24 protein-coding genes are annotated in these 24,891 nt (G+C 42.1%); 13 read left to right on the top strand and 11 right to left on the bottom strand.

Going from position 1 to position 24,891, the window contains the following annotated elements:
* Positions 1–31 precede the first annotated feature (31 nt).
* The 5 genes from AC1TO9_RS13525 to AC1TO9_RS13505 all read left to right on the top strand — a co-directional run bounded on the left by AC1TO9_RS13525 (position 32) and on the right by AC1TO9_RS13505 (position 6,812).
* Positions 32–802 (top strand): sugar phosphate isomerase/epimerase family protein, encoded by a 771-nt coding sequence (locus tag AC1TO9_RS13525; RefSeq protein WP_482057655.1) that lies wholly within the window; start codon positions 32–34, stop codon positions 800–802.
* A 296-nt stretch (positions 803–1,098) separates the two neighbouring features.
* Positions 1,099–2,118 carry a Gfo/Idh/MocA family protein gene (locus tag AC1TO9_RS13520; protein WP_482057656.1) on the top strand — a complete coding sequence of 340 codons (1,020 nt, stop codon included), beginning with the start codon at positions 1,099–1,101 and terminating at the stop codon, positions 2,116–2,118.
* A gap of 632 nt (positions 2,119–2,750) precedes the next feature.
* A complete protein-coding gene (locus AC1TO9_RS13515) occupies positions 2,751–3,185 on the top strand; it encodes a MarR family winged helix-turn-helix transcriptional regulator (protein ID WP_482057657.1) in 435 nt (144 codons plus the stop codon).
* Between the two features lie 29 nt (positions 3,186–3,214).
* A complete protein-coding gene (locus AC1TO9_RS13510; protein ID WP_482059414.1) occupies positions 3,215–4,954 on the top strand; it encodes an ABC transporter ATP-binding protein in 1,740 nt (579 codons plus the stop codon).
* Positions 4,941–6,812: an ABC transporter ATP-binding protein gene (locus AC1TO9_RS13505; protein WP_482059413.1), complete on the top strand. Its 1,872-nt coding sequence runs from the start codon at positions 4,941–4,943 to the stop codon at positions 6,810–6,812. The genes AC1TO9_RS13510 and AC1TO9_RS13505 overlap by 14 nt, the downstream gene beginning before the upstream one ends.
* A 328-nt stretch (positions 6,813–7,140) precedes the next feature.
* On the opposite strand, the gene AC1TO9_RS13500 is transcribed toward AC1TO9_RS13505, so the two are convergent.
* Positions 7,141–9,066: an LTA synthase family protein gene (locus AC1TO9_RS13500; protein ID WP_482059412.1), complete on the bottom strand. Its 1,926-nt coding sequence runs from the start codon at positions 9,064–9,066 to the stop codon at positions 7,141–7,143.
* Positions 9,067–9,298: 232 nt separating this feature from the next.
* Here AC1TO9_RS13500 and AC1TO9_RS13495 point away from each other — a divergent pair, with 232 nt between their 5' ends.
* Complete coding sequence (locus AC1TO9_RS13495) at positions 9,299–11,017, top strand: methyl-accepting chemotaxis protein (RefSeq protein ID WP_482059411.1); 1,719 nt, start codon at positions 9,299–9,301, stop codon at positions 11,015–11,017.
* A gap of 128 nt (positions 11,018–11,145) precedes the next feature.
* On the opposite strand, the gene AC1TO9_RS13490 is transcribed toward AC1TO9_RS13495, so the two are convergent.
* From AC1TO9_RS13490 to infC, 3 genes are all read right to left on the bottom strand, one after another.
* Positions 11,146–11,895, bottom strand: coding sequence for an SDR family NAD(P)-dependent oxidoreductase (locus AC1TO9_RS13490; protein ID WP_482055969.1), 750 nt, complete (start codon positions 11,893–11,895; stop codon positions 11,146–11,148).
* A 96-nt stretch (positions 11,896–11,991) separates the two neighbouring features.
* Positions 11,992–13,062: an undecaprenyldiphospho-muramoylpentapeptide beta-N-acetylglucosaminyltransferase gene (locus AC1TO9_RS13485; RefSeq protein ID WP_482055970.1), complete on the bottom strand. Its 1,071-nt coding sequence runs from the start codon at positions 13,060–13,062 to the stop codon at positions 11,992–11,994.
* A 63-nt stretch (positions 13,063–13,125) separates the two neighbouring features.
* A complete protein-coding gene (gene infC, locus AC1TO9_RS13480; RefSeq protein WP_482055971.1) occupies positions 13,126–13,611 on the bottom strand; it encodes a translation initiation factor IF-3 in 486 nt (161 codons plus the stop codon).
* Between the two features lie 325 nt (positions 13,612–13,936).
* On the opposite strand from infC, the gene AC1TO9_RS13475 reads away from it, so the two are divergent.
* Both AC1TO9_RS13475 and AC1TO9_RS13470 read left to right on the top strand, forming a co-directional pair.
* Positions 13,937–14,137, top strand: a complete 201-nt coding sequence (locus tag AC1TO9_RS13475; protein ID WP_036651712.1) for a cold-shock protein — start codon at positions 13,937–13,939, stop codon at positions 14,135–14,137.
* Positions 14,138–14,298: 161 nt separating this feature from the next.
* On the top strand, positions 14,299–14,529 hold the full coding sequence (locus tag AC1TO9_RS13470; protein ID WP_482055972.1) for a cold-shock protein: 231 nt from the start codon (positions 14,299–14,301) through the stop codon (positions 14,527–14,529).
* Positions 14,530–14,613: 84 nt separating this feature from the next.
* On the opposite strand, the gene AC1TO9_RS13465 is transcribed toward AC1TO9_RS13470, so the two are convergent.
* Together AC1TO9_RS13465 and AC1TO9_RS13460 are read right to left on the bottom strand one after the other, a co-directional pair.
* Positions 14,614–15,315, bottom strand: a complete 702-nt coding sequence (locus tag AC1TO9_RS13465; RefSeq protein WP_482059410.1) for a YcnI family copper-binding membrane protein — start codon at positions 15,313–15,315, stop codon at positions 14,614–14,616.
* 37 nt (positions 15,316–15,352) lie between these two features.
* Entirely contained in the window at positions 15,353–17,017 is a 1,665-nt protein-coding gene (locus AC1TO9_RS13460) for a copper resistance protein CopC (RefSeq protein ID WP_482059409.1), read from the bottom strand.
* 194 nt (positions 17,018–17,211) lie between these two features.
* Here AC1TO9_RS13460 and AC1TO9_RS13455 point away from each other — a divergent pair, with 194 nt between their 5' ends.
* The 4 genes from AC1TO9_RS13455 to nfsA all read left to right on the top strand — a co-directional run bounded on the left by AC1TO9_RS13455 (position 17,212) and on the right by nfsA (position 20,365).
* Entirely contained in the window at positions 17,212–18,579 is a 1,368-nt protein-coding gene (locus AC1TO9_RS13455; protein ID WP_482055975.1) for an MATE family efflux transporter, read from the top strand.
* A 207-nt stretch (positions 18,580–18,786) separates the two neighbouring features.
* Positions 18,787–18,960 (top strand): hypothetical protein, encoded by a 174-nt coding sequence (locus tag AC1TO9_RS13450; RefSeq protein WP_482055976.1) that lies wholly within the window; start codon positions 18,787–18,789, stop codon positions 18,958–18,960.
* A gap of 212 nt (positions 18,961–19,172) precedes the next feature.
* Positions 19,173–19,541 (top strand): metal-sensitive transcriptional regulator, encoded by a 369-nt coding sequence (locus tag AC1TO9_RS13445; protein ID WP_482055977.1) that lies wholly within the window; start codon positions 19,173–19,175, stop codon positions 19,539–19,541.
* 80 nt (positions 19,542–19,621) lie between these two features.
* On the top strand, positions 19,622–20,365 hold the full coding sequence (gene nfsA / locus AC1TO9_RS13440; RefSeq protein ID WP_482059490.1) for an oxygen-insensitive NADPH nitroreductase: 744 nt from the start codon (positions 19,622–19,624) through the stop codon (positions 20,363–20,365).
* A 76-nt stretch (positions 20,366–20,441) separates the two neighbouring features.
* Here the strand turns inward: nfsA and AC1TO9_RS13435 are convergent, their stop codons facing one another.
* A complete protein-coding gene (locus tag AC1TO9_RS13435) occupies positions 20,442–21,242 on the bottom strand; it encodes a TatD family hydrolase (RefSeq protein WP_482055978.1) in 801 nt (266 codons plus the stop codon).
* Here AC1TO9_RS13435 and AC1TO9_RS13430 point away from each other — a divergent pair.
* A complete protein-coding gene (locus tag AC1TO9_RS13430) occupies positions 21,235–21,897 on the top strand; it encodes a TVP38/TMEM64 family protein (RefSeq protein WP_482059408.1) in 663 nt (220 codons plus the stop codon). The two genes, AC1TO9_RS13435 and AC1TO9_RS13430, sit on opposite strands and share 8 nt — an antisense overlap.
* 22 nt (positions 21,898–21,919) lie before the next feature.
* On the opposite strand, the gene AC1TO9_RS13425 is transcribed toward AC1TO9_RS13430, so the two are convergent.
* From AC1TO9_RS13425 to AC1TO9_RS13410, 4 genes are all read right to left on the bottom strand, one after another.
* Positions 21,920–22,720: an ABC transporter ATP-binding protein gene (locus tag AC1TO9_RS13425; protein WP_482059407.1), complete on the bottom strand. Its 801-nt coding sequence runs from the start codon at positions 22,718–22,720 to the stop codon at positions 21,920–21,922.
* A gap of 18 nt (positions 22,721–22,738) precedes the next feature.
* On the bottom strand, positions 22,739–23,503 hold the full coding sequence (locus tag AC1TO9_RS13420) for an ABC transporter permease (protein ID WP_482059406.1): 765 nt from the start codon (positions 23,501–23,503) through the stop codon (positions 22,739–22,741).
* A complete protein-coding gene (locus AC1TO9_RS13415) occupies positions 23,500–23,793 on the bottom strand; it encodes a thiamine-binding protein (RefSeq protein WP_068528832.1) in 294 nt (97 codons plus the stop codon). Before AC1TO9_RS13415 ends, AC1TO9_RS13420 begins: the two co-directional genes overlap by 4 nt.
* Positions 23,794–23,874: 81 nt before the next feature.
* Entirely contained in the window at positions 23,875–24,879 is a 1,005-nt protein-coding gene (locus tag AC1TO9_RS13410; protein ID WP_482055983.1) for an ABC transporter substrate-binding protein, read from the bottom strand.
* Between the last annotated feature and the right edge of the window lie 12 nt (positions 24,880–24,891).

Below are 24,891 nucleotides of genomic sequence, written 5' to 3'. Positions count from 1 at the left end.
TAAATTTAATCAGATTGAGGTGCTTGTTATTATGAACAAGATTAATATAGGGTTGCAACTGTACACTCTCCGTGATGAAACAGCAGTAGATTTCGAAGGCACTCTTCGTAAAGTGGCGGCACTTGGTTATCAAGGTGTTGAATTTGCTGGTTATGGAGATATTCCTGCCGAAGAATTGAAATCGCTGCTTGATGAGTTGGGTCTGAAAGGATTCAGTAGTCATGTTTCACTTCAAGCTATGCGTAATGATTTGCACAAAGAGATCAATTACTTGCAAACTATCGGTGCAGAGTTTATGATATGTCCTTATCTAATGCCTGAAGATCGTCCTCAGAGCAGTGAAGAGTGGAGCAAGTTATTCTCTGAGTTGCAAGAAATAGGTGCTGAGGTAAATAAGCATGGATTGACGTTTGGTTATCACAATCATGATTTTGAATTTCATGACCAAGTTGGAGATCATAACGCATTTGATGCTATGTTCAATGAAACAACACCAGCAGCGGTTCAAGTGGAGATGGACGTGTGTTGGGTACAATTCGCAGGTAAAAATTCGATTGAGTATATTAACAAATATGCAGGTCGTCTACCACTTCTTCATCTAAAAGATTTCAGCATAGACGAGCAGGGACAGATGAAGACGCTAGAATTAGGACAAGGCTCAGTGAATCTGCCAGCTGTTATTGAAGCTTCTGCGAAAGCGGGAGTGAAATGGCTGATCGTCGAGCAGGACGTATGTCAGAACCCACCGCTTGAAAGTATAACGAATAGCTACAACTGGCTCAAACAGAATTATTTAAACTAACTCACATAATAGGTTGTTCAAAAAGTCATCTTTTGATCACGAAGCTTACCGAGAAGTGTATTCGACATCGAATATTGAATTCAGCTGGTCCTAGCGTATGCCTTCGAAGTATGTTTCCTTCGAAAACATTTTAGGTGCTCACGTAGCTACTGCAACCGTAGCCTTCCGAGGTCGTTTTCTACGAAAACGTGTAGCTCCGCTCCTTACGTCCCTAGCTTCATTCAATCTTCTTGGTGCTGAAAATCTGACTTTTTGAACTCGAACTATAATACATTCACTCAGAGGAGATTACTAACATGACAAAAATTAAAGTTGCCGTATTCGGCTGTGGCGCTATTGCCGAACGTAGACATATTCCAGAGTACGCTGCTAACGAACACGTAGAACTAGTTGCTTTTGCAGATCCTATCATCGAACGTGCGAACAAAATGGCTGAAACTTATGGTGGTAAAGGATATGCTAGCTTCGAGGAATTACTGGCTAATGAAGAAGTAGACGCGGTTAGCGTATGTACACCGAACTACCTCCATGCTTCAATGGCTGTTGCGGCTGCTAATGCAGGCAAGCATGTCTTGGTTGAGAAACCAATGGCTTGTACAACTGAAGAGGGAGAGCAAATGATTGAAGCTGCTCGTAAGAACGGCGTGTATCTGATGGTAGGACACAATCAGCGTTTGATGCCTCCTCACGTGAAGGCCAAAGAAATTCTAGACTCCGGTAAGCTAGGTAAAGTGCTTAATTTCCGTACAGCATTTGGTCACCCTGGTCCAGAAGCCTGGAGTGTAGACGGTGCAAGCAGCTGGTTCTTCCGCAAAGAAGAAGCAATCATGGGTGCTATGGGCGATCTCGGCGTACACAAATCAGACTTTATCCGTTATTTATTGAATGATGAAGTAGCTGAAGTAGCTGGTTTTATCGGTACATTGCACAAAGAAGGTACAGAAGTAGACGATAACGCAACTTGCCTTCTCCGTATGAGAAGCGGTGCAATCGGAACATTGGTTGCAAGCTGGACGCAATACAAAGGTGGAGACAACAGTACTGTGCTATGGTGTGAGCATGGAGTGATGAAGATTGGTACCGTAGACGGCGACGAAGTGATCGTGGAACTTACCAACGGTACAGTTGAAACTTACAAAGTTGGTGCTATGTCAACGAATGAGAAGCAAGTGCCAAGTGGCGTCATCGATGCTTTTGTAGAATCCATTGTAACGAACACGCCTCCTACGATCTCTGGAGAAGAAGGTCTGAAATCCTTGCAAGTCATTCTGGCTGCTTTCGAATCCCAGGCGACAGGTCAATTTATTAAGCTATAATAAATAACCAATTATTTGGATAAAAGATAAGAAAAATAACCTACCATAACCCGATTTGGGTGAGGTAGGTTATTTTTCTGCGTTTTTGGGAATGTGAGATCTTCGTAAGTATTCTAACGGAAGCAGAGAACCTTATTTTGTCGGAAACGTCACTTATGAAATTCTAAGGGAACTGAGCGACCTTATTTATCCTTTATCTCTTGAATTGGACCATTTATCTGCATATAGAGGCCTGTAGTTCCGTTAAACTTTTATATTAGTGTTTTTTTATGGAATAGTGTCGCCTGGTTCCGTTAGAAAAAGGTGAACCTGGAATACGCCTACTACGGTAATCAGAATATTAAGGTTCTCAAGTAATGTTGACTAGGAAAGCAGGGTGACTCTTAAATTAATTAATAGCTACCAACAGAGCAATCAGTTGTTGTATATTATAGTTATATTGTTCCAAAAGTAGATCGATGTTCTGATGAAATGCTTAAATTTCTGAGAATTGACTGGTTCGACTCAAAATAGCAGGTCAAGGGAGTGATCCTTGATCTGCTATTTTGAGCTTCTAGTTCATGCAATAATCATTGACAAAATAAACCCTAACCAAGATAATGTTAGTGTCCTAACAATATAAGGAGGCTACTATGGATCAGAATGATACGATTGGGTTCGAGATTAGAATACTATCCAATATAATAAAACGATTTGTTGATCAGTCAGCCACTAAAAAGTATGTAGATGAGCTTACGGGGACACATGGCTGGGTGATTGGCTACTTATATGAACATCGTGAAGAAGATATATTTCAGCGCGATTTAGAGAACGAGTTCTCTATTCGACGATCGACGGCTACGGGTATACTGCAGCTTATGGAGAAGAATAAACTCATTGTGAGGACTTCAGTTGACTATGATGCAAGACTCAAGAAATTAACACTCACACCTAGAGCTATCGAGATTCGCGAGATCATTGAAGAAGACATTAAACGAATCGAAGCGCAACTCTCGAGAGGCCTAACAAAGGAGGAAATCAGTAGCTTTTTAACCATTGTGAAGAAGATTAAAAATAATATTGAATAGAAGCTATCATTTATATGGAGGCAAGCTACATGATTAGAAAACTAGCAGGCAGTATAAGGCAGTACAAAAAGGCTTCCATTCTCACACCTGTTTATATGGTACTAGAAGTGGTAATGGAAGTTATTATTCCGCTGTTGATGGCCTTTTTAATTGATTTTGGAATCGACGAAGGTAATATGAGCGTGATATGGAAATTGGGCATAGCCTTAGTTCTTTCTGCTATTATATCTTTGATATTCGGTGTATTATCGGGTAAATATGCTGCTATAGCATCGGCGGGTTATGCCAGTAATCTGCGTCAGGATATGTACCATAATATACAAAGATTTTCATTTTTTAATATGGATAAATTCTCGACTTCAAGTATGGTTACGAGACTTACAACGGATGTAACGAACGTGCAGAATGCCTATCAAGTCATTATTCGGATTGCGGTACGTTCTCCGGTTATGCTCGTATTTTCATTGATTATGGCATTTGGAATTAACGCAAGAATTTCACTTATCTTCCTTGTATTAATTCCATTTCTGGCTCTAGGGTTATGGTTGATTATTAGAAATGCTCATCCGATCTTTGAACGGGTATTTCGCACTTACGATAAGCTGAACAATGCAGTCCAAGAAAATCTGAGCGGGATTCGGGTTGTTAAATCTTATGTACGTGAAGATCATGAGAAGGACAAGTTCAACAAGGTATCCAATAGCATCTTTAAAGATTTCTCGAAGGCCGAGAAGCTATTAGCATTTAACAGTCCGTTAATGCAGGTATCTGTCTACTCCTGTATTCTTCTAATCTCATGGTTCGGTGCGAGAATGATCGTATCTAATACAATGACCACGGGCGAATTGGTAAGCTTAATCGCTTATGCTATGCAAATACTGATGAGCCTTATGATGCTATCCATGGTATTCGTTATGATTACGATCTCACGAGCTTCAGCAGAAAGAATTGTTGAACTTTTGGATGAGAAAAGCGACCTACACAATGTAGATCATCCCGTGAATGAAGTGAGAAACGGCGAGATTTCTTTTAACAATGTGAACTTTAGTTATACGAAGGACCCTAATAAGTTAAGTCTGGAAAATATCAATATCGAGATTAAATCAGGTGAAACGGTCGGTATTATTGGAGGGACAGGGAGCTCCAAAACAAGCCTAGTACAGTTGATTCCTCGCCTGTACGATACGACGGAGGGCTCTGTTATGGTAGGCGGTGTAGATGTTCGGGACTATGACATTGAAACGCTACGTAACGATGTTGCCATGGTGTTGCAGAACAATATTTTATTCTCCGGTACGATCAAAGAGAATCTACGCTGGGGCTGTGAAGAAGCAACGGATGAGGAACTTGTTACTGTATGTCAATTGGCTCAGGCCGATGACTTTATCCGCGCTTTCCCTGAGGGATATGACACTTACATTGAACAAGGGGGTTCTAACGTATCGGGTGGGCAGAAGCAGCGTCTATGTATCGCAAGGGCTCTTCTGAAGAAACCGAAGATTCTAATTCTTGATGATTCAACAAGTGCGGTTGATACAAAGACAGATACACTGATCAAGCAAGCGTTCCGGAATGATATCCCGAATACGACGAAGCTCATTATCGCGCAGCGGGTTTCCTCTATTCAAGATGCGGATAAGATCATTGTGATGGATGGCGGTAGAATGAATGCTGTCGGAACCCATGAAGAACTTTTGCGAAGTAATGCTATTTATCAAGAGATGTACTACTTACAAGTGAAAGGGGGGGATAGCGTTGAAACCGCCTAAGACCCAAAGTAATCGCGTAGCAATTAAACGTCTATTATCTTATGTAACGGGTCAATACAAGATACCGTTTACCTTCGTCCTCATCTGCATACTTGTAAGTTCTCTTGCTGGTGTAGCAGGATCAATGTTTCTTAGAGTGGTGATTGATGATTATATTGCTCCTCTCCTGCTTGAGGCGAATCCTCTCTTTGCGGGGCTCTTGCAAGCGATACTTATCATGGGGGCAATCTATCTAGCTGGTGTCATAGCGACATTCATATACAATAGATTGATGGTCGTCATTGCACAAGGTGTACTCAAGAAGATTCGTGATGAGATGTTCTCACATATGCAAAGTCTGCCTATCAAGTATTTCGATACTCATTCTCATGGTAACGTCATGAGCCATTATACGAATGATACCGATACGCTCAGACAAATGATCTCACAGAGTATTCCGCAGGTGATATCCTCTGTCGTAACGATTATTGCTGTATTTTTCGCTATGCTTTCGACGAGTGTTTATTTGACTCTGGTTGTCATAGTAATGGTGTTCGTTATGATGTTTGTGGTCAAGAAGATTGGTGGGAATAGTGCTAAGTACTTTATGAAGCAACAACAATCGATGGGACATTTAAACGGATATATTGAAGAAATGATGAATGGTCAAAAGGTTGTCAAGGTGTTCTGTCACGAGGAAAAGGCAAAACAAGAATTCGATGTGCTCAACGATGAATTATGTAACAATGCGACAGAAGCGAACAAGTTCGCTAACATATTGATGCCGATTATGGGTAACCTAGGGCATTTGCAATATGTACTGCTGGCCATCGTTGGTGGTGCATTAGCTATTAGTGGTGTCGGTGGATTGACGATTGGGGCCATCGCATCCTTTTTACAATTAAGTAGAAGCTTCAGTATGCCGATCAGTCAAGTTTCGCAGCAGGTCAACTCTATTGTTATGGCACTTGCCGGAGCGGAGAGAATCTTTCAACTCATGGATGAGGAATCGGAAGGGGATGAAGGTTACGTTACGCTGGTTAATGCCAAATATGAGGGGAATACGTTAATTGAAGTAGCAGAACATACGGGGATTTGGGCGTGGAAGAATCCGCATGAAGATGGAACGGCCACCTTTACCCAATTGATGGGTGATGTGCGATTCCATGATGTGAATTTCGGATATACAGCGGCCACACCGGTACTGTCTCATATTTCACTATATGCCGAACCTGGACAGAAGGTTGCTTTTGTCGGTTCTACGGGTGCTGGCAAAACGACGATCACCAATTTGATCAATCGCTTCTATGATATTGCTGATGGCAAAATTAGCTATGATGGTATTAACATTAACCACATTAAGAAAGATGATCTTCGCCGCTCGCTAGGTGTTGTACTACAGGATACGCACTTGTTCAGTGGAACGGTCATGGACAATATACGTTATAGTAAGTTAGATGCTACAGATGAGGAAGTGTACACAGCCGCGCGTCTTGCTAATGCGGATGAGTTCATATCGAAGCTACCGGATGGCTACAATACGGAGCTTGCTGGTGATGGAGGACGGTTATCCCAAGGGCAGAGACAGCTTCTAGCGATTGCGAGAGCAGCGATTGCCGATCCACCTGTCATGATTCTTGATGAAGCGACCTCAAGTATTGATACGCGTACCGAGGCGATTGTTCAAAGAGGGATGGATAGACTGATGCAAGGCCGAACCGTATTTGTTATCGCGCATAGACTGTCCACTGTGCGAAATTCCGATGCCATTATGGTACTTGAACATGGGCAAATCATCGAGCGAGGTAACCATGAGAAATTAATTAGTGAAAAAGGTAAGTATTATCAGCTCTATACGGGCGCTTTTGAACTAGAATGAAGTTGAATTGCAATTTGGTTATGATGCGTCGTTCTTCATCCATTGGCAAGAAGAGAACTATCCGAAGAAGAAGATGGATGTCATATATGTAATAGTAAATGATAAAATAAAAAAGCAGCTTGTTCCTCATTGATAGAGGAATGGGCTGCTTTTTTTAAAATATATATACCCATCGATCGAAAAGTGCATAGATTGGCATCGTACCAGGATGTGAAGCATTTTACACAGGTGTTTCGTAAATGCTTCAACGTCACACCGACAGAATATAGACATGAACAACGCACGGAGGTGCGAACAGATGATGAGTCTCTTTAATTTTCAAGTAGCATCACGGGGAACGTTTAGGTAACAATTGAGCATATATATCAGATAACTTCATGAGTGACATGACATAATCATAATCGGTACGATAGACTTCCACATCATTAACAGGTTCAAAGGTCTTTAATGAATAGGCAGTTCCATCCTCAAAACCAGCACCTGGAACGAACATGACATCGTTATTGAAGAATGAACCTGTTGGGGAGTAGTAGCGCATCCCAAAAATATTATGATCCGTATTCAAAAGATCGCGTCCGAATGCGGTGAAATGTTCCTCTTCAAGCGATATTCCCATAAGATTGGCCACTGTTGGCACAATATCGAGCTGTCCGCCTGTAAGCTCAACAACGAGACCCTCCTTTTGATTGGGAACATGAATTAGGAGGGGAATGTTAAAGCGACTGATCCGATTATCATAAGGAATACCCAGTTTTGCTGTAATCTCCGCCCCATCTGTCTCCTTCGGATTAATGCCAAAGTGATCACCATAGGCGACAAGAACAGTATTATCCCACAGTCCATTCTCCTTCAATTGCTCGATAAGTTTACCTAGCGCTTCATCCGTATAGTTCACAGCGGTTAAGTAATTGCCCAACTGTGTTCCTTCCATATCACCAGGGAGTTGTAGCTTCCGTTGATCTTTAGGAATGACAAAGGGCGCATGACTGGACGTTGTGACGAATTGCGCATAGAAAGGCTTATTAGCAGCCAAGATCTCCTTGATCTTCTCCATACCGACACGGTACATCTCCTCATCTGAAGCGCCGAAATCATTGAAATGATCATTGGTATAGAAAGGTTTATCATAATAACGGTCGAAACCAAGAGCAGGATACAACAAGTTACGACTCCAAAATGTCACATCATTGATATGGAACGTTGCTGTTTTATATTGTAATTGACTTAGTAATCTTGGAAGGCTTGGTAGCTCTCTGTTCCCAAACCCAGAAGACATCGCGACGTTTCCAGTTGGATAGATGGACGTATTAGACATAAATTCGGCATCCGATGTGTTCCCTTGTCCGATTTGCTGATAGAAATAGGGGAAGTAATAGCTTTCCTTTGCCAACTTATTCAGGACAGGAGTAACTTCCTGTTGATCCAGATTCAAATGGATGGGGAAGTTCTGAAAGGACTCCAATTGTACAACGATGATATTCATTCCCTTAGCGGAACCGAAATGTGCAGGTGCTTTAGAGTCATCTTCCCGATAAGGGTAGGTTGACTGTAAAGCCTTCACTTCTGCTATTGTCTTCTGAAGATCCCCATTATTAATCAATACATCCTCTTGCTTATTCTTCAGGGCCGCAGCTACTTGGTAATTTAGAAATCCGAGGTTCTCAGCCTGGACAAGTTCATTATCGATCCCAAGGGAACGGTTAATAATAAGACTTGAACAACTGATGCTTATTACCAAGGTCAGCGTAGTAGCGATTCTCCACTTCAATTTCCCTCTTTTACGATGAAGAGTGGAACTAAATATAGGGCCTATGCTATGCACATACCTGCTCCGATGAGGACGAATGAAGCTAACGAGCGCTAAGATTAGGGCGATGACAAGATCAGTAAAGAATAGGAAATAAGTAGCTTTTATCAAAGATTGGATGCTAGAACGTATTTGACCCACTTGTCCCAATTCTTTGAGCGTCGTGTACGTAGGGACTGAACCGAAATGAGCCTGGTACAATGTAGCTGCAAAGAGCATGATAGAGAATAGGACATTAATACTCCAATAGGTGAGACGTTTTTCTTTTATTGGGAGGAAGAGTTCCAGTAAGCTCATGAACACGAGAACGGAGAACGTATCTGCTAACAGTCCTGCTCCGGTCAGTTCTCCGAAGTAGAAATAACGAAGAAGGCATAATTTAGCTATTAATAGTAGGGAGATGCTAATCATGAGTGGTAATTTGTGTAATTTTGAGTTCAAAGACATGTTCTTTCACTTCTTTTCATTTAATATTAGGACGGATTGTTAAACTGATTTTAATAGACCACGCCAAGTTGAAAAATCATGTTTAGTGTAACTTAAAGAACGGAAAAATACAAAGTTAGTAGCGAATATCACAGCCTTTGAAGTATCGACTAGGATACACTGAATAGTAGCCAAAGACACATTGTAAAATATGTTAGTGGTTAGTTTTCTATTCATCTAAGGAGAGAGTGCTATGGGAATTGGAAAGTTTGGCGAGCGGGTACGCTTGGGTATCGGTACAAAGATTAGTCTACTAATCATATGTATGATTCTGGTGTTATCTATTTCTATCACTGTTGTAGTTAAAAGACAGGTTAGTACTACGATGAATGAATTGTTCCAAGAACGGGTTGAAATTGATTCACAACTGGGGTATAACCTCCTCGACAAGGAGTATCCGGGGGCATGGTCGGTGGAAGACGACAACCTTTTAAAAGGAACGACGAAGATTAACGACAACAATGAGTTCGCGGAAGTGTTGGGAAAGATTACGGGAGGAGCAGTTACCCTTATTCAAGGGGATACACGGGTTACGACCAATATATTTGAAGGGGACAATCGAGTGGTGGGAACGAAGGTTGATCCGAAGGTGGCGGATCTTGTTCTCACGAAAGGGCAAAATTACATAGGTGAAGCGAATATTGTTGAGAAGCCATACAAAACGATGTATCAGCCACTTAAGAACGAAAAAGACGAAGTTGTAGGCATGTGGTTCGTAGGCTCCCCGATTCACACTATTGACCAAAAAGTAAATGAGATTCTGCTCATGGCCTACATGCTTATGGGAATAATTGGGATACTAGCGGTATTAATTAGCATTATATTCATTCGGAGGATTATCCGCCCAATGATTATCATCAATAAGCAACTTCACGAGATTGCTGAAGGAGAAGGAGATTTGACGCAGGAGCTCAACGTTTCATCGCGAGATGAAGTTGGCGACTTAGCGCAAACCTACAACAAGATGATCGGTAATCTTCGCAGCATGATTAGTCAGATTGGTATTACGGCGCAACAAGTGGCCGCTTCTTCGGAAGAGTTGACAGCTAGCTCTGAGCAAACGAGCAAGGCGGCTGAAGAGAACTCAAGCTCTCTCCAGAGCTTGGTACTGAGCTCGGATAAGCAGCTCATGAATGTTGCAGAAGGAGCCATCGCTTTCACAGAAATGTCAAAAGGTATTCAACAGATCGCAGTCAATGCGCAAAGGGTATCCGTCTCAGCGGGTAATGCTTTCGACAACGCAGCTGAAGGCTCACAGTTAGCGGAACAGATGCAACGACAGATGCAGGCCATCCAGAGTACGGTAGAAGGATTGTCATCCTCCGTAAGGGGGCTTGGAGATCGTACTGCAGCTATCGATCAGATTGTAGAAGTTATCACGGGAATTGCCAATCAAACGAACCTGTTATCGTTAAATGCAGCGATTGAGGCGGCAAGGGCGGGTGAGAATGGCAGAGGCTTCGCGGTCGTAGCTGGCGAGGTTCGGAAGTTGGCGGAGCAGTCAGCAAATTCAGCACAAGATATTGCTGATCTGATTGCGTTGATTCAGACCGAAACGGTAGATGTCGTGAAGACGATGGATGAAACAACAAACCAAGTTGCAGAAGGTGCGTCGATGGCGCTTGTAACGAGCGAGTCGTTTAGGGTTATTCATCAATCGGTTAATGAAGTTGCGGAGCAAATCGAGGAGACATCGGCCGCAACCGAGCAGTTGTCAGCCGGATCGGAGCAAGCTGCAAGTTCGATGCAGGCGGTGAAGGGAACGATGATTGCTACGACAAGCAGCTTGAATCAAATATCGGAGCTCACCGAGGGCCAACTCGCAATGATGGAGGAGATCGACTCTTCCGCACATGGGCTCTCGCAAATGGCCGAGGAACTTCACCAACTAGTAGGTCGCTTCAAAGTATAGGAAAAGTGGTAGATTTAGAGGACAAATTTGCAACTAATGCTGACTAGCAGGAAAAGAAAAACAGGCCGGGCAAAATGGCCTGTTTTCTCATGAAATGCACTCAAACGATAGTTCGATAGCTTGATAGTTTAGCCGTTCATGACGCTGCCGCCATTGGCTCCAAGAACCTGTCCAGTGTAAATGCTACCATCGTCTGAAGTAAGGAATAGAATGGATCTAGCGATTTCTTGCGGGAATGCTAGTCTATTTAATAATTGGCGTGAATCGTTCCTATCATGGGTATCTTCAAGAGAAGATCGAACGTCGGTGAAAGTACCACCAGGTGCGACAGCATTAACTAATACGTATGGGGCTAGTTCTCTTGCAAGTGATTTAGTAAATGCTGTAATGCCGCCTTTGGCCGCTGCGTAATGTGCCAGTTCAGCACCTCCCTGACCGGCGAGATCGGACGTAACATTAATGATTCGTCCAGACTTCTGCTCCGACATTATGCGAGCTGCTTCACGAGAAGTGTAGAATGTACCATACATATGTATTTTGATCATTCGATCCCATTGCTCGTCTGTCATCTCTTTGACTGTTACCGTTTGAGCAATTCCAGCATTATTAACTAAAATATCCAATCTTCCGAATATGTTGTCGATCGCTGCGAACAAATCCTTTACTTGAACGGGATCGCTAACATCCGCATGAAATATTTCTGCTTGAACTCCATAAGTTTCTGCTTGATGTTTAACATCCAACGCTTCTTTGTCGTCACCGAAATAGTTAATCATGACATGGATACCTGCCTTAGCGAATTCCAAGACAACGGCTTTCCCGATCCCTCTACTTCCACCTGTAACTAAAGCACATTTGACGGTTGATTCAATAGCCATTGTGTAATTTCTCCTTTATGATGAAAATGATGAAGTTAATATACCAAATAATAGAATAAAAAACTATAGTGTTTTGTGTTTTAATGTTGAATGGCATTAGTGAATGCTCGTATCCTGAATGAGTTGAATGACTTGATCAATTGTATTCGTATGATCGTATTGAGCCATAGTTTCAATGATTTGAGCCTGTTTAGAGACAAGTACATGAAGTGAGATCATAAATGATTCATTGGTTAACTCTTCTTCTAATAGAAGCTCAGCATATCCAGCTTTTTTAAAAGATTGAGCATTTAAAATTTGGTCACCACGACTCGCCGCCTTCGATAATGGGATTAAGAGCATCGGTTTGCGAAGTGCCAGAAATTCAAAGATCGAATTAGAACCTGCTCTTGTTATGACAATATCTGCGGAGGCAATGACATCTGGAAGCTCATTATGGATATACTCAAATTGTTGATATCCATCTATACGAATAGAAGCGTCTACTTGGTTCTTTCCACAAATATGCACCACTTGGAACTGATCAAGGAGAAAGGTTAGATTGTTACGAATCGTCTCATTGATCTTTCTCGCTCCTAAGCTACCGCCCATAATGAGAACGACTGGCTTGCTGTTGGTGAACTGAAGGAATTGTAATCCACGGGTAGCATCGCCAGCTCGCAGCTCATCACGAATAATAGCCCCGACATAAGTGGCTTTGTCACTCTTGATATGATCTATCGTCTCAGGGAAAGTTACGCATACCTTCGTAGCTAAAGGAAGTGCGATTCGATTAGCGAGCCCGGGAGTAAGGTCGGATTCATGAATAACAATCGGAACCTTGTTTAATTTAGCGCCGATCACGACAGGGACAGATACAAATCCACCCTTGGAGAACACGACGTCAGGCTTGATTTTTCGTATTAATTGGGTCGCTTCAAACACACCTTTGACGATGCGGAAAGGATCTTTGAAATTCTCCACACTCATATAACGTCGAAGTTTACCTGTTGAAATACTATGATACTCGACATGATCGATGTTCTTGATCAGCTCAGACTCAATACCCTTTATCGAGCCTATATATGAAACATCCCATCCTTGTTCCACAAAACGTGGAATAAGCGCTACATTAACGGTGACATGACCTGCTGATCCACCACCTGTAAATAAAATACGTTTGGACATATGTTCAACCTCGCATTGTTCTGGTTACTTATGTTGCGTAAACCAGTTAATATAACGCCTATTCTATAAAGGATCTACCTGAACCATCGCTTGTTTTCCACTGAGTTGAATCCCGGTATGCTTGCTGCCCACTTCTGTAAGGTCCTTAAGTAGTAGCTCTAGCAACTCTTTTGCTTTGGGACCTTCTTTACCTTGTATACGTACGACGAGTACGACTGCTTTTCCTGATTTCAAAAGCTTATGAGCCTGATTCTTCTTCGTATCGTAATCATGGTCTTCGATTTGGGGAGTAAGACGAATTTCCTTTACCTTGGTATTGGGATCTAGTTTGCGGTCTTTTTGTTTAGATTGCTGTACTTCCTGTTTAGCAGCTCCGGCTCCCATTAACCGACAGGGTGGGGGGCTACTCAAGAGAGAAGTGCAGATTAGATCGACTTTGAGCTTTTTGGCCATTGCTAGAGCATCGACAGTAGAGACAATGCCTAAGTCCTCGCCATGAATTCCGGTTAACTGAACTTCGGAGGCTTTAATCTTTTCGTTCTTGATCATATATGAACACCTGGACTTTCGCATGGGATAATGATCCAATGTTATCGTGTGGGAGGAGAAATATCAACTGTTCTACGCTAGAAATAGGTTGTTATACAACGCTATAAGGTGTGCAACAAAAAAAGAGATAAAAATTACTTTTACTCAGCCTTGCGTTTAATCAATCCACATGTTACAATGATCTCAGTTAGGAAATATTGATCGCTTTCACGTATTGAAAAGCGGCTTCAAGTTATATTGGAACTCTTTTCAATGTGTGAAACTTTTTTATATGTAAGTGTAAAAAAAGATCAGCATTAAATTAAACTTTTTGGAGGAATTACAAATGCAAACAGGTACAGTAAAATGGTTTAACGCAGACAAAGGTTTCGGTTTCATCGAAGTTGAAGGCGGAAGCGACGTTTTCGTTCACTTCTCAGCTATCACTGGCGACGGGTTCAAGACTTTGGACGAAGGACAACGTGTTCAGTTCAACGTAGTTGAAGGAAACCGCGGACCACAAGCAGAAAACGTAGTTAAGCTTTAATACAAACAAGACTGCCCTTAACGTCTGTTAAGGGCAGTTTTTTTAATACTATCAGACATATGACGTTAAGGTATGATCTATCTTGCGGATGCCACTTTTTTTTGGGTTCGGTATCCGTCTTTACTTGTTTGGTTTTTTAAAGTCTAATGAGGAGGTTGAGTATGAACTATCGCAAAAAATCGTTAGAGGAAATTCCAGAGGAAAATACTTCAATTTGGGCCTGTACAGATGAGAATTGTAAGGGATGGATGCGTGATAATTTCGCATTCGAACATGAACCGACTTGTCGGTTGTGCAACTCCCCTATGGTTCGAGATGACAAGATGCTTCCTATACTTAACAATTCCAATGGTGACTTGAAGGCAATCAAGAAGGGCGTTCAAATCGAATAAGGTAATACGAACGAGCAACAGGCCGTAATCCATATGGATTACGGTCTGTTTTGTGCTTATGATATAAAGAGATATCTTCTGAAGTTATTGCTTTTTATTCCTAAGGGATCTAAGTAAGGCGATGATTGAAAGAACTAAGGCGGCAATAGATATAACTAGTGTCATGATATCCGTGGTCGAGGTGGAACTCGTTGAACTGGAAGTGTCCGATGTGTTAGTAGTAGGTTCTTGATCTGCTTCCGATGGAGTGGTAGGTGCTGCTGTACTGTGATCATGTTCATTTGCTGCGCTGTTATTAGTTTCCTCGGATGATGTAGCAGATGTAATTAAGGTGATGGCATGAGGTAAATCGGAGCCTTCCTCGCCCGTCCATTCTACAATACTTCCATCTGAATAGTATTGATAAGCGTCCCATGCTATCGATGCATCCTCTTTCGGATTCACGGCTACGAAGTCAAATGTTTGAAATTCTCCGGCTGAGATCCCTTCCCCTGTAGCGGTCCAAGTAATGGAACTAACTTTGCCTGAAGCGTCTTTCTCGGTACTAGTCTGCCAATCGGGTGTGGGCTGATATTGTTTGAACTCTACTTCAGCTGGAATCTTCAGCGATACTTTCGTAGTTGCAATATCCTTTTCAACGGGTACTTTAATGGTATAAGTTTCCCAAGCACCAGGGGTGGATGTCGTTGGTTTCACGGTGACATGAGCACTTGCGATACCAGCGAATAGCATTGAGCTTGCAACAACTGAGATGAATAAGATAGATAATTTAGATTTTTTAAACAAGATAAATTCCTTCTTTCGTGATTAGATTGTGGTTGAACTATTTAGTACCTACTCTGATGGTGAAGTCTGTATCCCAAGTGTCCAGCGATGCTGATAGGATATGGACTTGAATATTCCATCGCCCAGCCATGCTGATTAGATCTTTTGCCATAAATGTAGAATTGGGTTCGTGGGGAACGATGATCTCATACTTACCCATGTCCATATCTAGTGAGGTGAGCGTAAGTTTCACTTGTTGAATATTGTGGATACCTTGACCTTTAGCATCCCGAACATATATTTCAAACTGATTATTGCCGACAATATTAGGGCTAATGCGGAGTGAAATCACTTCTCCGTTGTCTAAAGTATTCGATACATGAACAGGACCTGGTGTAGATGTAGCTGTAGGTAAATTGGTTAAAATAGCTGCAAGTACAAGTGTGATGACACCCATGCTTAATTCGATCCATACACTACGTCCAATGGGCTTGTTCCTTCTTCCACGAAGGAAATTGATTGCTGCAAGTACTAGCATAATGAGTACAAGACCACATTTGAGCAACAGTACTTGACCATATAACGTATTAAATAACGAATGTAGTGTAGGTACATACTTTAGGCTGGCATAGATCCCACTCAGTATGACGATGGCGACAAGTCCGAATCCCCAACAGGAGAACGTGCGAATAACACGGAAAATGGTCCCTTTGCGTTCCTCGGTAGAAGTGGGAAGTGAAGCCTCGCCCGGAAGAACAATAGCTAGCGCAAGTAATGAACCGATCCATACGCATATGGCGGCTAAATGAAGGAAGTTCATTGTTATAGACAGAGCCTTCAACTCAGAAGCAGCTGGATGACCTATGAATGATTTGGATAAGAGAATACCCAGTGCGAGAGACAGAGCTAAGGAATAACCAATGATTCTCAAGCGACTTCCCTCAGATGTCCGATGGGCAGCATAGATTACCCCTCCTAGAACAACTGCTAATCCCAATTGGATCAACCATATGAGACCGAAGTTCGTCTGGAACATTTGAGTGAACCATGGAGTTATCCATAATTCAGTCCACTGAATACGTGCATCAATCGTCGCTTGTAGTGGCAGACTTAGCAGAATGCTCACAAGTATACCGCCATAGGTTATCCATAATAACGTACGGCTACGCTGGGGCAATGGGAGTGCTCCTTTGGGATTCGCAGGATACATAAAGCGATAGAAGCAGAGAATGCCCATGAAGAAGGACATGCTTAAGTAAAGTAGCCACCGAATTGTAATCAAGTCTAATCCAGGAAAGGTGCTTGTGGATTTCGCAGAAGGGATATTAATAGAACTATTATCGCCTCCAACTTGAAAAGGAATACTACCTTCAATGCGATGACCATCCCCTGAAATCACATTCCACGTAATGAGATACACATCATCTGGCAGATTAGGTCTGACATTACCTTCAAGAATATTCATTTGGCTATCTGGAATGTAGCTATCCTCAAGATCAACCCGTTCTCCAGCTGAATTCATGACTTGAATGTCGTGAAATGCAGGTTGGATAGATTCATTGAACTGAAGCGTAATCTTTGAGGGTGACTGACGGACGACTTCGTTCGCAGCGGGTGTTGATTTCTGAAGATACGCATGCGCATAGGTGAAGGTTGGATATAGCAACAAGCATAGAAAGGATAGGACTATTCCAAGTCCAAGTACTTTGTGGAGAATTCTCAATGTGCGTTCACCTTTGACTGTATAGTATTTTACTCATCCTATCATGGGGGTGTTTAAATTGTAATGACTCCAATGGGCTATATGTAATTTGGAAAAGTCATTGTAGCTCTTATGGATGAATGATATCATTAGCGGCGGATATAAAAATAATAATTAGAATAACTATGTCCAATTGAACTTAGGAGTAGAGAAATTTGGCATCTTTAAAAAGCAATGACACCTATTCTCTGTATAATTTAGCATGGCCAATTATGTTGGAAATGTCTCTGCAATTTATGATTGGGACAGTTGATACAATTATGGTGAGCAAAATATCAGATGAAGCTGTTGCGGCAGTAGGGATTTGCAATCAGTTTTTTGCAGCTTTGTTCGTATTGTTCGCGATGATTAGTAGTGGATCAGGTATATTAGTTGCTCAGAAGCTTGGATCGGGCAATGAGTTAGAAGCTCGCAAGGCGGCGTCTTTGGCTTTTTCATTTAATGTCATGATTGGAATTGTAGTCAGTCTAGTTATACATTTCAATACAGATGCAATACTCGCTCTACTGCAGGTACCTATGGAAATTAGACCTTTGGCACAGCAATATCTTTATATCGTAGGAAGTGGTGCACTTATGATGGCACTCCTTCAAACTTGTAGTACGATTATTCGGAATACAGGTAATACAAAAGCAACGATGATGATTGCTGTAGGGATGAATTTAATACATATATTATTTAATTATGTATTTATATTTGGTGCATTTGGATTTCCTGAATTGGGTATGGTGGGAGTGGGTATCTCAACCGTTCTAAGTAGGTCTATTGCTGTGATTATGCTGTTTATAATTTTATTGAATAGCTTTAGTTCGCGCCTTACGTTCGGTGAGTTTGTGAAATGGAATAAGAAGATTGTGAAAGAGATAGCGAAGATAGGTATACCTCTTTCCTTAAGTGGGGGCTCTTATTCGATTACTCAGCTAGTCATTGCCTCATTAATAGGGACGATGGGTGCTATGGAATTAGCAACACGCTCATATCTGACAACTGTGGAGTCATTTGCCTTTCTATTTGGGATGGCTATAGCGATGGCTGTTCAGATTCGTACTGCGCATCTGTATGGTTCAGGGAAACGTGAAGAAGCCTACTCAGATGCGTGGAAGGCTGTCAAATGGGGAATCTTGCTTGTGGTAGTGAATACGTTAATTCTCGTCATATGTGGTAAATATATATTGGGCTGGTTCACGTCGGACGAGTCGATCATAGCAACCGGTGTATTTCTATTGATCGTTAATATTGTTCTTCAACCGGGTAAGATGATTAATATGACGATGGGTAATGCTCTGAATGCAGTGGGACAAACCCGTTATGTTATGACAATAAGCGTCATTTCAATGTGGATTGTATCTGTTGGATTAGCTTATTTATTAGGAATTGTGTTAGAGATGGGACTATTTGGTGTATATATCGCAATGATTGCAGATGAATATTTACGTGGGATTCTGGTCGCTTTAAGGTGGAGGAAGAGGAAGGGACATATGAGGGATATTTCTGTTCAGTCTCCTGAGGGAATAGCATTTTAAGGGCTGAGTAGCTACGCTTAGGTAGGAACATGGCGCATAGGGGAGGATATGTATGGCTCAGTCGGGTCAGCTCCTCTGCTCAAGCCTTAGCCTGATTTTCAAGGGGATAATCATTTTCAGTAAGTTTTCAATAATGTTCATAGTTCTTTATACTTAATGAAGGACTTCATCTGCAAGTTCAAAGACAAGTCAGGAGTGATTTAGTTAATGAACCATGCTATGTTGGAACGTCGTAGTGAGATACTGAAGAGGAATATCCACCAAATGATCATCCAAGATAACCAATCTGGAATTAGTGATCAGCAAAGTATGATTATGCAACATATGATTAAGGAGCTTCATCAAACGGTCTATGAGATGAATGCAGCTGATAAAGACTGAAATGATATCACTTCTAGGATAGACTGTAGTATATGTGAAATGGAGTGAAGTGAATAACCCGTTGCACGGATATTTCCGTACAGCGGGTTATTTATGTTGTCAAAGAGGAATATTAGTTGGGAAAATGAGCAACTTTACATACCCTTGGGGGGTATGGTAAGGTAGTGTAAGGAATAGTATATGTTCTATATATGAATAGGGGGAGAACACCCATGGCGGATCATAAATTAGACGGTTCAGTTGAAGAGTTAAGCTCATCTGATTCTGGTACGGTTGCTAACCAGTGTCATACAGACACTCATTCAAGGAAGAGTCATCACTCGGAACAGACGAAGAAGCAACTAGTGACTCGCTTGAATCGCATTGAAGGTCAGATTCGTGGAGTTAAAGGAATGATCGAGAAAGATACGTATTGTGATGATGTTCTGAACCAGATTGCAGCGATTCAATCGGCTATGAATGGCGTGGGCAAGCTATTATTGGAAGGACATATGAAGAGTTGTGTTGTGGAACGTATTGAAGCGGGAGAGCATGATGTCATTGATGAACTATTGATTACAGTCAATAAATTAATGAGATAAGCAAAAGATGCAGCAATCTGGCAAGGTCATCGCCTTGGTTGGAGATAGTATTAATGATAACGATACAAGGAGCGGTGCTTATGAATGCCACGATATCTCAGTTGTTAAATCATCGGTCGATCCGACGATTTACAGATCAGCCAGTTACTGAGGAGCAATTGAAACTCATCGTTTCTAGCGCACAAATGGCCTCTACTTCAAGTAATGTGCAAGCTTATAGTGTTATTGCAATAACAGAGCCGGAATTGAAGAGAAGGCTCGCTACACTTGCAGGAAATCAATCCTATGTGGAGCAATGTCCTGTATTCCTAGTTTGGTGTGCAGATTTATATCGCCTGCAGCAAGTGACGGCACCGCAATTAGTTGATCAACCATCCTATGAAGATTCTATGGAGAACCTCATTGTAGCCACAACAGATGTGGCCCTAGCGGCTCAGAATGCAGCGGTGGCTGCAGAGTCGATGGGGCTTGGAATTGTATATATTGGTGGTGTACGCAATCATATTGCAGAGGTCTCTGATCTACTTGGCCTACCAGAATTGGTATATCCTGTATTCGGCATGTGTGTTGGATATCCGGATCAAGATACCGGCCTACGACCTCGCTTACCTATGGATGCCGTGCTCCACAGAAATAGATATTCCAAAGAACAGATCGTAGAGCAGGTGAAGGCCTATGATGAAACCACGAAGCAATATATGTTAGAAAGAACAGCTGGGAAGAACGATACTCCGTGGTCACAAATGATGGCTAATCGCTTGGCGCAGCCAAGTCGATTGCATATGAAGGAATTTCTGTTGAGTAAAGGGTTTATGAAAAAGTAAGCTATGACACACACAGACGCTTTGCCGTCCTTGCAAGAGGGATGGCAAAGCGTCTTTATTATTAGCTAGAAACTCTTTAGATCCCATAAAATCTCTTAGTATTGGAGTAGATCACGCTACGGGCTGATTCTACGCTAATATGATGGATTTGACTCCAAGCTTCAATGACATCAGACACCATCCGTGGATGGGTCATTTGTCCAGAGAAGGGTCCTTCAAAAGGCCAGGGTCCATCGGTTTCCGCCATGACCTGCTCTTTCGGATAGAGGCGGGCTAATTCTTGTATTTCAGCTTCATAAAGAATATCTGGCGTGAAGGATATATAATAACCGTTATTCGCCATACGCTCTATAGTATCCGCGGAACCTTTGAACCAGTGAAAATGCGCTTGGGTTACGCCATACTTTTCAAGTAAGTTACATGCTATATTTGCATCGTCATATACGGCATGTAGTATAATGGGCTTATCGTATATGGCGGCGAAAGAAATAAATTGTTCCAGCAGGGCGATGTAAGGTGTTTGGTCAAAAGGTTGTCCAGTTTCCTGCGCTTCTAGCTGTGAATAATAGGGAAGACCAACTTCCCCTACAGCGATCATGTCATGATGATGATCCTTCATCCATGACAACAGTTCGGCAACCTCTTCTGATGTCGGCAGGGGTTGCTCAGGATGGAATCCAAAGGCAGGATGAACGAGAGTAGGATGTAATTTAGCAATCTCCAGATTGCGGATGCTGGATTGGAGATTCATGGATACAGCGATAACCCCAGTCACACCATCATTGGACAACTCTGCAAGGTGCAATGCTTGCTCCTCACTATAGGAATCAAGGTGAATATGGGCATCAATGATTGGAATGTAAGTTGGAATGTTCATGATAAATGACCTCCTAAGAGAAATATTGAAATGGAGTCGGTCTGTATTTATGACAAATATGATAGATCAAGCGATTGATTGGCTTTTAAACTTTACAGGATTAGAGGGGATTGCCATTATCCTTCTAACGCTCATACTAGCGATCATTCAGAACTTTCTAGGTATCTTTCCATTTGCTACATTGATTGTGCTTCACATATCGATACTAGGAGTTAAGGCGGGATTGATGGCTAGCTGGCTAGTAGGCTCTGTGGCTGCGATCGTTGTTTTTATTATCTGCAAATATTTCTTTCATGATTGGTTTAACCAAAGATGGGGCAAGCGGCTAAAGAGATACGAGAAATGGCAGTATGGCTTTGATAAATATGGAGCATGGGCGATTATATTTCTTCGTACTTTACCCGTCATGCCCAACAACATCATCGCTTTTATGTCTGCTTTATCACCCATCAAGGTGTCTACGTATACCTGGTCCTCTATTGTAGGAGTACTCTCGCATATATGGTTATTCGGTATCATTAGTTCCTCGCTCGTTTTCCCCGACATGGACTTGCGAAAGTTGATCATATCATATGTCATTTTTTGTAGTGCCCTTATTATGGCTTTTGTAGTTACTCATTATAGAAGCTTAAGCAAAATACGTGGACAGAGATAGGGATGCGAATAGTTCGTAAATCCTATCTTTTTTGCTCTTCTTTCATCAACTGCGACAATTCCCGTTTCAGCTTTAGAAAGGTAGGATCATCAGTAAGCTCTTCTCGTCGTGGTCGAGGGAGCGGTACATCTACAACTTGCAATACAGATCCAGGTCGATTGGAGAATACATAAATACGGTCGGATAGTAGCAAGGCCTCCTCGATATTGTGAGTGATGAATAAGACAGAGCGCTGATTCTCTTCCCAAATATTAAGGAGCCAACGTTGCATATCACTTCGGGTCAAGGCATCCAAGGCACTGAAGGGTTCATCTAGGCATATTAGTTCTTCTGGGCTGAGAAGTGCTCGCAGGAATGCAACTCGTTGTTGCATGCCACCAGATAGTGTATGGGGATATGCCTGTTCGAATCCGGACAGCCCCACCTTAGCAATCCACTCCCGAGCTTCCTTACGAGCGTCTTTCTTGGAAGTGCCCTTTATTTCTTGTGCAAGAATGACATTATCTTCAATGGTCCGCCAAGGAAATAGAGCAGGTTGTTGCGGCATGAAGCTAATGTGGCCTCGTTCTCCTGTGACATCGCGTCCTTTCATCCATACTTCGCCAGAATCGGGTTGTACTAATCCTCCAATAGTATGGAACAGCGTACTTTTTCCACATCCTGAAGGTCCGACGATAGAGACAAATTCTCCATGTTCCACGGTAAGGGAAACACCATTCAGCACAGATAGTTCTTGACCTTGTTTGCTGAAGCTTTTGTGTATATTAGTAACTTGTAATGCTTGTGATGCTGAATGGACATTAATGAGAAACACATCCTTCATAAGTTAGTAATGTTAGGCTTATTTGTGTTCTTGACGTGGCTTCCAGCGGACTAACCACTTCTCTAGCAGACCTATAATGGCGAACATCAGGAAGCTAAGAACAATAATTATGGAGATTGCGATAAACATGCGATCCGTACGATAACTAGCTTTCTGTAGCATCATATAATAACCGATTCCTTTATCGGATCCGATCCATTCTGCAATGACTGCACCCATCACACTATACGTCGCTGCGATCTTAATTCCTGAGAAAAGAACAGGGAGTGAATGGGGAAGCTCTAATTTTAAGAAGATTTGTCTCTTGCTTGCTCCAATCATACGCATATAGCTAAGCATGGTTGGATCCGTTTGTCTCAGTCCACCCATCATCGCAATAGCTATCGGGAAGAAGCAGACCAGCGTAATGACGATAATTTTGGGAAGCAGACCGAACCCGAACCAGATCATCAGTAGTGGAGCAAGAGCGATGGTCGGTACATTTTGACTGAGAATGAGTAAAGGATATAAGGCCGACTTTAGAAAAGGAATCATATGCAATACAATGGCGACAAACAGACCTACCGAGGATCCAATGAGGAACCCAACACCAGTTAACCTTGCTGTTGCTAAAGTATGTTCCCACAATCCAGCTGATTGAGAGAAAGTCTCACGAACAATATCAGTTGGAGAGGGAAGAATCCATTTCTCAATTTCAAAGAAAGTTGTACATAGCTGCCATATCAGCAATAACAAGAAGACCGCCACGAAGGGCGGCCAGATTTTGTTCCACCACAATCTCATGGACGATATTTCTCCGTTAACTTATCCATGCTGATCCCGTTTGGATTGTGTGCGATCTTAATCTGAGAAATGACACTTGGACTCCCTGCCGCTACAAGGGCCTCGTGCATATTCTTCACAATGTCTAACAACTCGCTAAGCTCACCTTCCATTGTCGTCTCTAGAGGGTGAACTTCATGTTTCACTCCGGATTGTTGGATGACCTCAATTGCACGATCTACATAAGGAATGGAATCTTCATTTCCAGGTGTCTTGGGAATAACTTGAATGCTCAATAATGTGTTTGCCATAATATAAGTTCAATCCTTTCGAATACGGTTCTCGGTAATCTTCGTGCTGAAAAGCTGACTTTTTGAACTCGCACTTATAGGTTACTCAGGTAAAAACTCATTCGTATATGCCTGTTTAATTTCAATCTGTTTATCCAGAAGATTATGACTTAGCATCCAATCGGTATAGCCCTGCCATACTTCGACTTTTTGTTCACCCCAACGAGGGGCATCGTCTGTGTAACGTGGACTAAGCCACTTCTGACTTGCGAGAACAAGATCCTTATCTAACTCAGGAACTGCGTTACTAAGTATATTAGCAGCCTCTTCTGGTTTATCAATGGTTAGCTGATAGCCTTTCGTTGTTGCTCTGAGGAAAGCTTTGACTAATTCAGGATCATCCTTGATCTGCTTCTCATTCGTTACAATGACAGGCGTGTAATAGTCTAGTTCCGCAGCATAATCTTTAACATATAACATGTCGATTGGATCATTGCGGAGCTCTGCTTCAATACCTGTCCATGCATAGAAGATCCATGCGAAATCGATATCACGCTTAACCGCCGTGAAGAAATCGGCATCACCCATATTGATCATCTTAACCTTCTTAACATCCGCCTTTTCGTTCTCCATGATGGAGCCCATGATAGCCTCTTCTACAGGCGAACCCCAACCTCCATAACTTTTACCTTCAAAGTCCATGGGTGATTTAATGTTTCGATCTACGGGTGCGGCGAAACCGGACGTATTATGTTGAATGACTGCGGCAATAGAGACGAGCGGGACGTCCTGTGTTCTAGCTAGTGTCACACTTTCTTGATAGCTTATTCCAAAAGGTACGGCCCCTGAAGCGACCATCGTATCGGCTCCGCCTGCACCTGGTTGGACTATCTCAACATTAAGACCTTCTTCTTCATAATATCCTTGATCTTTCGCTACATATAGACCTGTATGATTAGTATTAGGAGTCCAGTCTAAGACAATTTTGACGTCTTGTAGTTTCTTACTAGTCTGTGCATTTTGTTCATTCTTATTTCCTCCACAACCCGCTATTACGAGTATTAGTAAGAATGTAAATAGTAACGACATTGCTCTTTTCTTGCTCATTCTGCTCTCTCC

It is taken from the genome of Paenibacillus sp. Y916 (assembly GCF_056786435.1).
Note: the sequence above shows the minus strand (reverse complement) of the source record. Positions and strands in the feature narration are given on the sequence as shown.

Bases quoted from the DNA above. Each gene is read 5' to 3' on its own strand.
- AC1TO9_RS13450 (WP_482055976.1), top strand. From the start codon at position 18,787: ATGAACCATGCTATGTTGGAACGTCGTAGTGAGATACTGAAGAGGAAT.
- AC1TO9_RS13420 (WP_482059406.1), bottom strand. From the start codon at position 23,503: ATGAGATTGTGGTGGAACAAAATCTGGCCGCCCTTCGTGGCGGTCTTC.
- AC1TO9_RS13515 (WP_482057657.1), top strand. From the start codon at position 2,751: ATGGATCAGAATGATACGATTGGGTTCGAGATTAGAATACTATCCAAT.
- AC1TO9_RS13485 (WP_482055970.1), bottom strand. From the start codon at position 13,062: ATGTCCAAACGTATTTTATTTACAGGTGGTGGATCAGCAGGTCATGTC.
- AC1TO9_RS13490 (WP_482055969.1), bottom strand. From the start codon at position 11,895: ATGGCTATTGAATCAACCGTCAAATGTGCTTTAGTTACAGGTGGAAGT.
- AC1TO9_RS13470 (WP_482055972.1), top strand. From the start codon at position 14,299: ATGAACTATCGCAAAAAATCGTTAGAGGAAATTCCAGAGGAAAATACT.
- AC1TO9_RS13415 (WP_068528832.1), bottom strand. From the start codon at position 23,793: ATGGCAAACACATTATTGAGCATTCAAGTTATTCCCAAGACACCTGGA.
- AC1TO9_RS13520 (WP_482057656.1), top strand. From the start codon at position 1,099: ATGACAAAAATTAAAGTTGCCGTATTCGGCTGTGGCGCTATTGCCGAA.
- AC1TO9_RS13445 (WP_482055977.1), top strand. From the start codon at position 19,173: ATGGCGGATCATAAATTAGACGGTTCAGTTGAAGAGTTAAGCTCATCT.
- nfsA (WP_482059490.1), top strand. From the start codon at position 19,622: ATGAATGCCACGATATCTCAGTTGTTAAATCATCGGTCGATCCGACGA.
- AC1TO9_RS13475 (WP_036651712.1), top strand. From the start codon at position 13,937: ATGCAAACAGGTACAGTAAAATGGTTTAACGCAGACAAAGGTTTCGGT.
- AC1TO9_RS13435 (WP_482055978.1), bottom strand. From the start codon at position 21,242: ATGAACATTCCAACTTACATTCCAATCATTGATGCCCATATTCACCTT.
- AC1TO9_RS13495 (WP_482059411.1), top strand. From the start codon at position 9,299: ATGGGAATTGGAAAGTTTGGCGAGCGGGTACGCTTGGGTATCGGTACA.
- AC1TO9_RS13525 (WP_482057655.1), top strand. From the start codon at position 32: ATGAACAAGATTAATATAGGGTTGCAACTGTACACTCTCCGTGATGAA.
- infC (WP_482055971.1), bottom strand. From the start codon at position 13,611: ATGATCAAGAACGAAAAGATTAAAGCCTCCGAAGTTCAGTTAACCGGA.
- AC1TO9_RS13430 (WP_482059408.1), top strand. From the start codon at position 21,235: ATGTTCATGATAAATGACCTCCTAAGAGAAATATTGAAATGGAGTCGG.
- AC1TO9_RS13410 (WP_482055983.1), bottom strand. From the start codon at position 24,879: ATGAGCAAGAAAAGAGCAATGTCGTTACTATTTACATTCTTACTAATA.
- AC1TO9_RS13500 (WP_482059412.1), bottom strand. From the start codon at position 9,066: ATGTCTTTGAACTCAAAATTACACAAATTACCACTCATGATTAGCATC.
- AC1TO9_RS13425 (WP_482059407.1), bottom strand. From the start codon at position 22,720: ATGAAGGATGTGTTTCTCATTAATGTCCATTCAGCATCACAAGCATTA.
- AC1TO9_RS13510 (WP_482059414.1), top strand. From the start codon at position 3,215: ATGATTAGAAAACTAGCAGGCAGTATAAGGCAGTACAAAAAGGCTTCC.